The organism is Saccharothrix texasensis (assembly GCF_003752005.1).
In the GTDB taxonomy this organism is placed as follows: Bacteria; Actinomycetota; Actinomycetes; order Mycobacteriales; family Pseudonocardiaceae; genus Actinosynnema; species Actinosynnema texasense.
On record NZ_RJKM01000001.1, the window covers coordinates 26,233 to 38,600 of the forward strand.

The following is a 12,368-nucleotide window of genomic DNA, read 5'->3' on the forward strand; positions in this document are numbered from 1 at the left end:
GGAGGAAGGCGCTGGGTCCTCCTCCGCCGGTGCGGCGGGTCGACCGCCACGGGCGTCAGCATCGGGGGCCGATCGTGTGAACCGCTGGCAATGTTCCTTCGCTGCCCTGTTCAGGGCGCTATTCCTAAGCCGGGGAACGGCGGCAGGAGGTGGTAGTCCGCGTGCTGTGCCTATTGGGTGAGGTGGCCGTCCACGTCGATGGGCGGCCGGTGGAGCTGGGGCACGCCAAACAGCGATGCCTGTTGGCAGTGCTGGCGGTCGAGGTCGACCGGGTCGTGCCGGTGGACCGGCTGATCGAGCAGGTTTGGGGCGTCGACTTGCCGCTGCGGACGCGGTCGACGCTGCACGGCTACATATCCCGGCTGCGCCGGGCGTTGGCGCAGGTGGAGGGTGTGGCCATCGAGCGCCGCTCGGGTGGTTACACCCTGACCGCCGATCCGACTCGGCCGTTGGTGGACCTGCGCCGATTCCGCGAGCTGTGCGCCCTCGCCCGCGAGCAGACCGACGACGCGCAGGCGGCACGACTGTTGACCGAGGCGCTGGGGTTGTGGCGCGGGCAGGCGCTGACAGGCGTGCACGGCAAGTGGGCCGAGGTCGAACGCGAGCGGCTGGACCGGGAGCGGTTGGCCGCGCAGCACGAGTTGACCGACATCCGGCTGCGCCGAGGCGAAGGCTCGGCGCTGGTGGTCGAACTGACCACGCGGGCCGCCGAACACCCTTTGGACGAGCGGGTCGCCGGCCAGTACCTGTCCGCCCTGCACCAGGCAGGACGCACCGCCGACGCCTTGGAGCACTACCGAGAGGTGCGGGAACGACTGGTCGAGGAATTGGGCACCGATCCCGGTGCCGCGTTGCGGGACCTGCACCGACGGATCCTGGCCGCCGACCCCGCCCTGGCCGCGGCCCAAGTGGAGGCAGGGGCGGTCAGATCGCCGGTGGTGCCCCTCCAGCTACCGGCCGCGCCTGCCCGGTTCACCGGCCGGTTGACCCAACTGGCCGACCTGGACCGCGTCCTCACCACCGCACCCGATGACCCGTCAGTCCAGGACAGCTCGCCCCGCCCGAGCGTGACGGTGGCGATCTCCACCCTCAGCGGCGCCGGCGGAGTCGGGAAGACCTGGCTCGCGCTGACCTGGGCCCACCGCAACCTGCACCGCTTCCCCGACGGCCAACTGTTCGCGGACCTGCGCGGTTTCAGCCTCGGTGACCCCAGGCAAGCGGCCGACGTGCTGGCCGACTTCCTCGCCGCACTGGGCGTCGACCGCGACCACCATCCACGAGACCTCGACGCCCGCGCCGCTCTCTACCGCACCCACACCACCGGCAAGCACCTGCTGATCCTGCTGGACAATGCCGTCGACTCGAACCAGGTCACCCCTCTGTTACCCGGTGGGACCACCTGCACCGTCCTGGTGACCAGCCGCCACCGGCTGCCTGCCCTGCTCACCCGCCACGGCGCCCATCCCGTCCACGTCGACGTGCTGACCGACAGCGAGGCCCGCGCCCTGCTGGTGACCGCACTCGGTGACTCCCGCGTCAAGACCGAAGCCGAGCGGGCGGTCAGCGAGCTGATCGCGCTGTGCGGCAGGCTTCCCCTGGCGCTCAGCCTGATCGCCACCCGCATCCGCTCCGACCCCGGCCTCCTGGAGGACGTCGTCACCGACCTCGGTGAACACGGCTTGGGTGCCCTGGACTCCGACGACCCCGACGCCAGCCTGCCCACCGTCCTGTCCTGGTCCCTGCGCCGCCTCACCGAGCAGCAGCGCGTCGCGCTCGCCCTGCTCGGCATCGCCCCCGGGCCTGACACCGACCTGCCCGCCGTCACCAGCCTCATCGGACTACCCCGACGCGACACCCACGCCGTGCTGCGCGGGCTGGTCGACTCGTCGCTGATCACCCACGCACCCGGCGGTCGCTACTCGATGCACGACTTGATCCGCGACCACGTCGCCACCACCGCCCACCACACCCTCTCGGAACCGGTGCGGCAGGCCGCGCTGGAGCGGGTCGTCGACTTCTACCTGCACACCGCCCACACCGCCGACCGCCTCCTCAACCCCCACCGAGCACCGGTCCGGCTCGACCCGCCCGCCTCCGGCAGCCGGCCCCACCCGTTGCCGAACCCCTCGGCCGCGCTGTCCTGGCTGGACACCCACCACCGCCACCTGCCGGCCGTGCAGCACACCGCGGCGACTCACGGCCTCCACTGGGCGGTGTGGCACCTGGCCTGGACCCTGACCACCTTCCACCTGCGACGCGGGCACCGCCACGACGAGCTGGCCGTGTGGCAGACCGCGGCCGAGGTCACCGACCACCTGCCCGACCCCGCCACCCGCATCCGCGCCCACCGGCACCTCGGCCGCGCCCACACCGCGCTGGGTCAGCACGAGGAGGGCCTGACCAACCTCCACCGAGCCCTCGAGCTGGCCGGGCACCACGACGATCCGGTCCAGTCGGCCTACACCCATCAGGCCCTCGCGTGGGCTTGGGGCCTGCGGGAGGACCACCGGCGGGCATCGGGGCACGCTCAGCACGCTCTGGACCTCTACCGCAGGCTCGACCAGCCAGGTCGGGCAGCCACCGCGCTCAACCTGATGGGCTGGTACGCCGCACAGCTGGGTGACCACGCCACCGCCCGTGACCGCTGCCAAGCCGCCCTCGACGTGCACCGGCAGCACCACAACGCCCACGGCGAGGCGTCCGCCCTGACCAGCCTGGGCTACATCGACCACTGCACGGGACGTCACGACCAAGCCGTCCAGCACTACCGGCACGCCCTCACCCTGCGCCGCTCGCTCGGGCACACCACCGGAACCGCCGACACGCTGGACCACCTCGGACACCCCTACTCCGCGCTCGGTCGACACACCCGAGCCCGCGCCGTCTGGCAGGAAGCCCTGGGCCTCTACCGACAACAAGGCCGCGACGATGACGCCGCCCGAGTGCAGCGGCAGCTCGACGACCTCGGCGGTGCCACCACCAACCGGAAGAAGAACTCGACCGGACGGCGACCCGGCGGCAGCGCAGCGGCCGGGACAGGTGGTGCCGGACTGGCGTAGCGGACCTGGCCTGCTGCCGGTCCACGCGGATCGGCCGCGCCGAGCCCGACCCGCTTACGGCACCCGGCGACCCCGGGCGGTGCAACGCGACGGTCTTCCGAGAGTGGTGGGATCGCCTCGGCGGCGATCCCACCACGGCTCACCACTGGTGGGCGACGTCCACGACGATGCGGTCGGGCAGGGTGAACACCCGGAACGGCAGCTGGGCGCGGACACCCAACCCGAGGTCCGTGGTGCCCTCCCACGAACCGGCCCAGGCGACCTGCCGGAACGTGCGGTAGCCGGTCACGTCCACGACCTCGGCCGGGTCCGCGGGCGTGTAGGTCGGGTCGAAGTTCTCGTCGTAGGACGGCGAGTACGCCATCACGAACAGCTTCGCACCACCCCGCAGCGGGACCGGCTCACCCGACCCGACGTGGGTGACCTCGTCGGTGTAGCGCACGTAGTAGCCGCCACCGGCCAGGTGCGTGTCGATCACCAGCCGGTCGAAGCACTCGTGCTGCCCGGAACGGATGTCGGTCACGGTGCCCCCGGAACCGTTGACCACGGTCTTCAGGCCCGATCCCCAGTCCACCGGCTCACAGGCGGCGGCGGTGGCGGTCGCCGGGACCACCGACAGCACCACCAGCGCGGCGACGACCGCCAACGCGACTCTGCGCATGATCTTCCTCTCTCCCCCCGGGCCTGTCGCCCGATGCACATCGGGACGCGCGGCGAGGCCCCTGGTTGTCCGATCGCCGGTGCGCCCGGGCAATTCACCCGCACGGCGGCACTTCCGCAGTCATGCGCTGATCGGCGTGTGCGCACCCGCACAAGACGTCGTCTGAACTCGGTGTTGCTGCCCAGGACGCGTGATCCGGCGACGTGCGGCCCCGTGAGCGCGGGTTCGCCCGCACCAGCCGGAAAAGCGCGTGCCCACCGCTGCGGCTGCCGGGAGGATGGTCCGGGCGTGTCAGAGCGCGGCGGTTGTCGACGAGGGGAGAGCCGTGAAGGCCACCGGTGACTGGTTGCTCCGGCGACTGCGTGAACGCCTCGTCCGGTTGTCGGGTGCCGCGCACCTTCCGGAGGACGCACCGTCGACGGTTCCCAGCCTCGAGCAGCTCCACCACGCTGTCGACGGTGTGACCGGCGGACGAGCCGGTGCCGTCGACGACCTCGCGTCGCTCCTGCTCGCGGTCGGCCGTCACGGTGACACGGACCTGGTCGCGCGCGCGGAACAGGCGTTGGTCGGGGCGAAACCGCGGCTGTGGCTCGTGCTGAACGGTGCCGGCCGACGCGGCCTGTGGAACGTCTCCGCATGGGCTGGTGGCGCGGCCCGCCGCGTTGCCACCGACCACCCCGGACCGTTGGAACTGCTGCTCGCGGCCTGTCACCCGGACGGTTTCGTCCGGGAAGCGGCTGTGGCCGCGCTCTCCGAGCTCGATGACGTCATCGTGCTGCCCGCGCTGGCCCTCCGCGCGGCGGACTGGGTACCCGAAGTCCGAGACCGTGCCCGCCGGGCGTGCCGGCGACATCTCGACCGCGCACCGACCGAGGCGGTCACCTTCCTGGCGCCGGTCGCCCTTGCCCTGCGGGCCCGGCAGGCGGGCGGCTGGCTGGCCGCCGCCTTGGAGGGCCTGCTCCGCGACGGCCCGCCCGCTGCCCTGACCGCCGCGCTGGCGGCCGAGGACTGGCGCACCAGACGAGTCGCGCACGCCATCGGGCTGGACACCGGTCGGCTCGGTATCGACCAGCTGGTGCGTGCGGCGACGACCGACACCGACCTGCCGATCCGGATCATGTGCGCGGAGGCTGCCATCCGCGTGGCGAGGGCGACCGGCGACCGTGACGTACCCCGTCGGCTGCTCACCAGTGGAACGGCCGCGGTCCGCGCCGAAGCAGTGCGCGCCCTGGCCGCTGTGGGCGAGGTCGCCCCCGCCGCCGAGGCACTGGCCGACCGCAGCGCACTCGTGCGCGCGACCGCACAAGCCGTCGTACGCGGCGCCGGCACGGACCCGGCCACGCGGTACCGGGTGCTGCTCGCCGAGCAACAGCCACCCGACCCCTCGGTCATCGCCGGTCTCGGCGAAACCGGCACCTCCTCCGACGCCGATCTGCTCCGGCCGTGGTTGGCCCACCCCTCGTCACGCGGTCGCGCCGAAGCGGTCCGCGCACTGCGGCGACGCGGTCACACGTCACCGCAACTGCTCCTCCCCCTGCTCGCCGACCCGGTGGGCTCGGTAACGCGGCAGGTCACCCTCTCCCTGCTCCACCAGTCGGACACCCTCGACGAGCGCTCCCTGCGACCGCTGCTCGGTCAACCGCACCCGCCCCACGTCCGGGTGGCGGCCTACCGCCTTCTCCGAGCGCACGGCCCGTGGACGAGGATCAGCGTCGACCTGCACCTCGTCAACGACCCAGGGCACGCCATCGCCGCCGACGCCCGGACCGACCTCGCCGACTGGCTGAGGCACGACGCCGCGACCGCGTACTCCGTCCCCCGAGGACCACGGGCGGACGAACTGTCCGCACTGCTGGCGGAAGCGGAACCCATCCTCGGACCCGAGCAAACGCGCCTTCTGCGATTCCACCTCGGACTGCCGACGTGACCGGTCCCGGGCCGATCACCGGGCAACCGGCACCCGTCCGTCGACAGTGGACGATGGCGTTCGTGCTGCGTTCCGCGGCGGCGCTATCACTCGGTACCGACATCCTCCCAGCACGGCAGGGCTGACGTTTGTCGCAGTGCTCGGCAGGTCGCCGGGCCGGCCGCGGGTCGCCGTAGGATCCGGTCCGAGAGCCGGACAGGTCGACGGGGGGCGCGGTGAGCGGGATCAGGGTGCTGGTGGCGGGGGCGAGCATCGCGGGGCCGGCGTTGGCGCACTGGCTGCGTCGGCGGGGAGCCGAGGTGACCGTGGTGGAGCGGGCGCCCGAGCTGCGGCCCGGTGGACAGGCGGTGGACGCGCGCGGGGTGGCCAAGGAGGTCATCGGGCGCATGGGGCTGGACGCGGCGGTGCGCGCGGCGTGCACCGACACCGCCGGGGCGCACACCGTGGACGCGGACGGGCGGGTGCTGGAGACCTTCAGCGTCGACGACTACGGTGGCGACGGGTTCATCGCGGACATCGAGATCCTGCGCGGGGACCTGTCCCGGGTGCTCTACGACGACACCCGTGACGGCGTCGAGTACGTCTTCGGTGACCGGATCGCCGGACTCACCCAGGACGCGGACGGGGTCGACGTGGTCTTCGCGAGCGGCGACCGGCGGCGCTTCGACCTGGCGGTCGGGGCCGACGGGCTGCACTCGTCGCTGCGGGCGCTGGTCTTCGGGCCGCACGAGCGGTTCCTCCGCCACCTCGGGCACGTGCTGGCGTTCTACAGCGTGCCCAACGAGTTCGGGCTGGACCGCTGGCTGCTCGAGCACCAGGACCAGGCGTCCGGGCGCTCAGCCCTCCTGCGCCCCATCCAGGACGCCACCCGGGCGATGGCGATGTTCTACTTCGCCTCGGCCGACTTCGACGTCGACCACCGCGACGTCGAGGCCCAGAAAGCCTTGCTGCGTGAGCGGATGACGGGCCTGGGCTGGTTGACGGAGGACATCCTCGCGCACCTGGACGACACCCCGGACTTCTACCTCGACCAGGTCGCCCAGGTCGTGATGGACCGCTGGTCCAGCGGACGGGTGGGGCTGCTCGGGGACTCGGCGTTCAGCTCGTCGCCGATGTCCGGGCAGGGCACCGGGCTGGCCCTGGTCGGCGCCTACCTGCTGGCCGGTGAGCTGGCGGCCGCCGGGTGGGACCCCGCCGTCGGGTTCGCCCGCTACGAGGCGCGGATGCGGTCGTTCGTCGAGGCCAACCAGGAGATCGGCCGGCTGAACGCCCGCAGCCGCGACGTCCCCGGGCCGGACGCCGGACCGGGTCCCGATTTCACCGGCGAGTGGTTCGCGGAGCTGGTCGGGCGCGCGATCGACGGCGTCGAGCTGCCCGACTACGCCGGGGTGCCGGACTCGGGAGTCCCGGCCAAGCCGTAGGCCACCGCGTCGAGCCGGCCGTCCGGGTTCGCGCGGCCCGGTTGTGACGAGTTGGTCGGCCACCAGCACGTCAACCCGCTGACCGGCTTGGGCGCGTTCACCGGGGGTGCCCCCGGTCCGGCGCGCGAGGAGGCGCTGGACCGGGGGAACGTCGGGTGCCCACCGGAGCGGAGGGTGGGTGCGGGGTCGTCCGCTCACCGGGGGTCCAGCCCTCAGCGGCGTCCGAGGCGCGCCAGGAAGCTCAGCACCTTGACCAGGACGACGAGGATCACGACGACCACGACCAACCACTCCAGGACGTCGCCCAGGTCGGTGTCGTCGTCCGGGTCGGGCTGGAGCCCGCGAGGGCCGAACTCCTGTGCCATCTCCTCCCTGGTGGCGAATCGGCTGGTGCCGTTGAGGGTGACCACGACCTCGTCCACCTCTTCCGGGTAGGTGTGCCAGACGAGGCGGGCGATGTCGATGCCGTCGCCGGTGGCCGACGGGTTGGTGGCCGTGACGGTCACCGTGTCGTAGCCGCCGATCTCGGTGGTGTGGCCGACCCCGACGTCGGTGTAGCCCGCATCCACGACGCGGACCTGGAGCTCCTCCATCTCGGCGACCGACATGCACCCCGCGGCCGCGAAGAGGCAGAGCAGGACACCGAGCAGCCGTGGTGATCGCCTGCCGGCTGGATGACTCACGTGGCTCCTCCGGATCCATGCAGGGGCACGGCGATGAGCGGTCACGTCGCACCTGTGAGGCCTTCGGGAGATCGACGACGATCCCGGCCGGTGACGGACATCCGGGCTCGGTGTGATCGTCGACGGGATCAGGCCGGATCGGCCCGGGGAAGGTGACTCGGAGGCGGGGACGGGTGGTGTCTGGGACATGGGACACCTCGCAGCGGGATACTCCGTTTCAGAGTATGTCTATACTCCGGAACGGAGTACTCGGCAAGGTGCGGGAGGCAGGTTTGGCCGGTCGGACCAAGAAGCTCACCACGGTGTCCTACGGCATCCTCGGTCTGCTGGGACTGCGCCCGCACACGCCCTACGAGCTGGCGCGGCAGTTCAAGCGCAGCGGCACGTTCTGGGCCTCGGCCGAGAGCGTCGTCTACAACGAGCCCAAGGCGTTGGTGGCCCACGGCCTGGCCACGGCGGCGACCGAGGCGAACGGCGGGCGGCGCCGCACCCGTTACTCGATCACCCCGGCCGGACGCCGGGAGCTGCGCCGCTGGCTGGCCGACCCCGCCGCCGAACCGCAGTTCCAGTACGACGCGATGATGAAGGTCCTGTTCTCCGATCTCGGTGACAAGGACGACCTGCTCGGCGCGATCGAGGCGATGCGCGCCTGGGCCGAGCGGACCCAGGCCGGCGCGGCCGTGATCACGCACGACTACACGACCGGCGCCGAGCCCTACCCCGACCGGGCGCACATCGTCGGCCTGACCCAGGCCTACCGGGTCGGGCTGGCGCAGATGACCCGGCAGTGGGCGGACTGGGCCGAACAGCAGGTCCGGGACTGGCCCGACACCCGCAGCGGCCCGGACCCCACCGAGCTGCTGACTCGACTGGGCGAGGGCCGGCCACCCTGGTAGCGCGGTGACCGGCGAACCCCCACTGAGGGCCTGACCCGCGTGGCCGACGTCCCCGGACACCCCCGCCCGCGCCTGCCGGACGACCGGAGATCCGGGTCGAGTGATCCCGCTGTCAGCGACGGCGGCACGCGGTCACGGTGGCCGTCAGTCCCACCAGAAAGTCCACGAGTGGTCGTCCACCAGGCGCTCGGCGTACGCGGCGAGCGTGTGGGGGGCCTGGCCCTGCCAGACGTTGTCCGGGCAGAAGGCGAAGTGCTCGGCGGCGATGGCCAACGCGCTCTCGCGGGTGCGGGGAGGGGCGGCGACGCTCAGCACGAGCGTGGCGAACCCGACGCCGACGACCCTCGCGCCGAACCGCTCCTCCCAGCTGCGCAGCACCGCGGAGACCTCGGCGGTGTCGCCGACGTGGTTCATCGGGCCGGTCCACCCGGCCACGGTCACCGCGTCCGCGCCGCGCTCCGCCGCGACCAGGCCGAGGCGGAGTGACGGGTGACCCGCCAGGAGGTGCTCCGCGAGGCCGTCGACGATGCGGTCCGGGTCCGCGCCGACCGGCGGTGCGGGCGCCAACCCCGGCCAGGTGCGCCCGAACGGTGCGGTGACGGCCGCGCGTTCGGCCGGTGTCAGCGTGTCCTCGGCGGCCTCGCTGGTGTTCCAGGTCCACCAGTGCGCCAGCAACGCGTCCGGGTCGTGCTCGCCCGGCGAGGACATGTCACCGGGCAGCACCTCGCCGTTGCCCCACGGCCGGTACTCCTCGTCCTCGTCGTCCAGGGAGTCCAGCAGCAGGGGCCACAGCCCCGACCGAGCGTGCTCGGCGCGCAACCGCGGCCACAGCCCGGCCGGCGCCGGCCCGTCGCCGAGCCAGAACGCGGGCCGCTCGCCGCCCTCCTCCTCCGGGACGACCGGGCGGCCCGGCGGCAGCGGAACCGACAGCGACCGACCGGCGTCGGCCGCGTCGACGAACAGCGCCCGCAGATCGGCGGGCAGGGGCGGTTCGGAGATCATGACGGGATCGTAGGCCCAGAGATCGACAACCGCGCCTGTGCCGACCGGTCCCGCCGCAACGGCTCGTCCACGACGCCCGAGCAGCGGAATGTGCGGACGTTCCCGGGCGGGGAGCGAGGTGGAGAGCTCTCGGGCGGGAACAGCCGCTAGTCGCGGATGGTCTTGTAGCGCAGGAGGACCACGCCCGACCCGAAGGTGCGGTTCTCCACCAGTTCCAGCTTCAGCCACGCGTCGAGCGACGGGAAGAACGGGGTGCCGCCGCCGATCAGGACCGGTGTGACGAGCACGTGGAACTCGTCCACCAGGCCGGCTTGGACCAGGGGCGCGGCGAGGGTGGCGCCGCCCACCTCCATGAGGCCGTCGGTGTCGGCCTTGAGCTTCCTGGCGGCCTCCACCACGTCACCTCGTTCGAGCCTGGAGTTCCACTCGACCGAGTCCAGGGTCCGGGAGAAGACGACCTTCGGCATCGCGAGCCACCGCCGGGCGTACTCGGCCTCCACCGGGGGCACGCCGGGCGCCTGGCCGGCGGTCGGCCAGTGGGCCGACATCAGCTCGTACAGCTTGCGCCCGTACAGCGACAGCGCGACCTGCCCGGTGCGGTCGTTCCAGTACTGGTGCAGCTCGTCGTCCGGCGTGCCCCACCCGAGGTCGCCGTTCGCGTCGACGGTGTAACCGTCCAACGAGACGTTCATGCCGTAGCTCAGCGTTCCCATGGCGGCACACCCTGCCGGAACGCCGGAGGATCTTCGCGCCGCCACGCCGGCTCGGCCCACCCCGGGCAACGCACGCCGGCGGATCGCCGGCCCTGTCGACGTTGTGCCGTCGGCATGAGCGCACGCCGCATTCGGACGGGACGAGTTGCGGCACAGGACGGCCGCCCGCTCCGCCTAGGACCCGGGGACGAGGTCCAGCTCGGTCAGCGTCCGGCGGTCGACGAGGTGGTGCGCGGGACCGGGGTGGCGACGACCCGCGACCGAGCATGAGCGCGGCGATCAAATCCCGGCAAGCGGAACGGGGTGGTCGCCGACCTCTTGCACCCGTGCAGGTGACCGCGTGCGCCGGGCCGGGTGAGGCCGAGCACCGGGTGCGGGTGGAGGACGACGCGGTGGCCGACCGGGCCGGCGTGGGCAATTACCGGGACGAAATGCCGCGGCGCGACTCGGAAGACCGCGAACAGGTCGGAGTCGGATCGCCGAGACGGACGTCCCGGTTCATCGGGAATGCGCAGTGGTGTGTGTTGCGCGCGGATCTTCCTGGCGGCCGGGAACGGACCATCCGGGTGAGCGCGGCGTGGTGCGTTCGGCGGTTCGTCAACCTGTCGTGCGTGGTGGCCGGGGGTATTCGCATTCAGGTGGATTGACCGCGGCACCGTGGTAACGTTTTTTCTCGAGGGTCGACCACGATATAGGGGGTTGCTCGTGCTTGCGCCGGGGGACAGCGGGTTGGCCTATTTCCTCGACCGGTTGAATTGGTCACCGGAACGACTCGCGCGGGAAATAAACCGGTTGTGCGGCGCGGGCACGGTGAGCGCGAAGGCGCCCTACCACTGGCTCAAGGGCGCCTATCCCCGCCGGGGGGTGCCGGAGGCCGTCGTCGAGGTGCTGTCGCAGCACCTCGACGAGCCGGTGGACCTCGGGCGGATCTGGCCGCGCGCGGCGGGGGAGGAACGACGGGCCAGCGCGCTGCTGCGGGACTCGCACACGTCGGCGCAGCTCGTGCAGCAGGTCTCGGAGACCAACGCGGACGACGCCACGCTGGCCCAGCTCGCCCGGGAGCTCGACAACATCGTCGGGTACTACTCGCACATGCCGTCCTCGTCGCTCGTCGAACGGGTCGCGCTGCTACGCGACCGCGTGGCGCAGCTGCTGCGGGGCAACCAGAAACCGGTGCAGCGGCGGGAGCTGCTGTCGCTGGGCGCGAAGCTGTGCACGATGCTCGCCTGGATGTCCGACGACCTGGGCGACAGCGGCGCGGCCTACATCCAGGCGTCGGCGGCGTGGGACCTGGCCGACCTCGCCGACGACAACGAGGCGCGGCGCTGGGCGCGGGTGGCGCAGGCCAAGCAGGCGTACTGGCTGGGGCACTTCGCGGAGTCGGCGCAGCACGCCGTGGACGGCGCGTCGTGGCCCGCGCCGGACGGCCTGGACGTGCTGCTGCGGTTGGGCGCGGCCCGGGCGTGGGCGGCGTCGGGCATGGCGGACGAGGCGCGCCGCGCGCTGAAGGACTGGGCGGACCGGAGCGACGAGGGCAGTGCGCCCGGCGGCGGCCTGTTCAGCTTCCGCCACGACCGGCAGTCCTACCTGGCGGGGCACACGCTGCTGAGCCTCGACGAGCCCGCGTGGGCGTTGCGCGAGCTGGGCCGTTCGCTGGAGTGGGTCGAACGGCTCCCGGCGACCCAGCGGTTCCAGGCCGTCGAGGTGCTGATCCGCATCGACGTCCTGCGCGCCCAGCTGCGGCTCAAGGACGTCGAGGCGATGACGGACGTGGTGTCGCCGCTGTTCGAGCTGGAGCCCCACCGGATGGTCAACATGGTGGTGGTGTCGCTGCGCCAGGCGGCCGCGGAGCTGCGGCGGCGCCAGGTGAAGCACCGCCGGCTGCGCGACCTGGCGCGCCGCCTCGACGACCTCGGGGCCACCGCCGCGCCCGACCGGTGGGATTCGGTGCCCGCCCTCCTCCCGCGCACCGGGTGAGTTGACCGAGCTGACCCCGTCCTGACCAA

General features: G+C 72.5%; 10 protein-coding genes. 6 read left to right on the plus strand and 4 right to left on the minus strand.

Annotated features, from left to right (window positions below):
• Positions 1–161 precede the first annotated feature (161 nt).
• Positions 162–3,059 carry an AfsR/SARP family transcriptional regulator gene (locus EDD40_RS00115; protein WP_246037270.1) on the plus strand — a complete coding sequence of 966 codons (2,898 nt, stop codon included), beginning with the start codon at positions 162–164 and terminating at the stop codon, positions 3,057–3,059.
• Positions 3,060–3,198: 139 nt separating this feature from the next.
• On the opposite strand, the gene EDD40_RS00120 is transcribed toward EDD40_RS00115, so the two are convergent.
• Positions 3,199–3,720: an AMIN-like domain-containing (lipo)protein gene (locus EDD40_RS00120; protein ID WP_123741074.1), complete on the minus strand. Its 522-nt coding sequence runs from the start codon at positions 3,718–3,720 to the stop codon at positions 3,199–3,201.
• 460 nt (positions 3,721–4,180) lie between these two features.
• Between EDD40_RS00120 and EDD40_RS42240 the strand changes: the two genes are divergently transcribed.
• The gene (locus EDD40_RS42240) at positions 4,181–5,647 is read left to right on the plus strand and encodes a hypothetical protein (RefSeq protein WP_211348021.1); all 1,467 of its coding nucleotides are present in this window, start codon (positions 4,181–4,183) and stop codon (positions 5,645–5,647) included.
• Between the two features lie 215 nt (positions 5,648–5,862).
• A complete protein-coding gene (locus tag EDD40_RS00130; protein ID WP_123741075.1) occupies positions 5,863–7,068 on the plus strand; it encodes an FAD-dependent monooxygenase in 1,206 nt (401 codons plus the stop codon).
• Between the two features lie 212 nt (positions 7,069–7,280).
• Here EDD40_RS00130 and EDD40_RS00135 read toward each other — a convergent pair whose 3' ends face one another.
• Positions 7,281–7,751, minus strand: coding sequence for a hypothetical protein (locus tag EDD40_RS00135; protein ID WP_148088632.1), 471 nt, complete (start codon positions 7,749–7,751; stop codon positions 7,281–7,283).
• A 257-nt stretch (positions 7,752–8,008) separates the two neighbouring features.
• Between EDD40_RS00135 and EDD40_RS00140 the strand changes: the two genes are divergently transcribed.
• Positions 8,009–8,647 (plus strand): PadR family transcriptional regulator, encoded by a 639-nt coding sequence (locus EDD40_RS00140; protein ID WP_170184877.1) that lies wholly within the window; start codon positions 8,009–8,011, stop codon positions 8,645–8,647.
• Positions 8,648–8,791: 144 nt separating this feature from the next.
• On the opposite strand, the gene EDD40_RS00145 is transcribed toward EDD40_RS00140, so the two are convergent.
• Positions 8,792–9,649: a DUF4253 domain-containing protein gene (locus EDD40_RS00145; RefSeq protein ID WP_123741078.1), complete on the minus strand. Its 858-nt coding sequence runs from the start codon at positions 9,647–9,649 to the stop codon at positions 8,792–8,794.
• A 146-nt stretch (positions 9,650–9,795) separates the two neighbouring features.
• Positions 9,796–10,362: a dihydrofolate reductase family protein gene (locus EDD40_RS00150; protein ID WP_123741079.1), complete on the minus strand. Its 567-nt coding sequence runs from the start codon at positions 10,360–10,362 to the stop codon at positions 9,796–9,798.
• 266 nt (positions 10,363–10,628) lie between these two features.
• On the opposite strand from EDD40_RS00150, the gene EDD40_RS00155 reads away from it, so the two are divergent.
• Together EDD40_RS00155 and EDD40_RS00160 are read left to right on the plus strand one after the other, a co-directional pair.
• Complete coding sequence (locus EDD40_RS00155; protein WP_148088633.1) at positions 10,629–11,009, plus strand: hypothetical protein; 381 nt, start codon at positions 10,629–10,631, stop codon at positions 11,007–11,009.
• Positions 11,010–11,067: 58 nt separating this feature from the next.
• Positions 11,068–12,339: an NsdA family TPR-like regulatory protein gene (locus tag EDD40_RS00160; protein ID WP_484336697.1), complete on the plus strand. Its 1,272-nt coding sequence runs from the start codon at positions 11,068–11,070 to the stop codon at positions 12,337–12,339.
• The last annotated feature ends 29 nt before the right edge of the window (positions 12,340–12,368 follow it).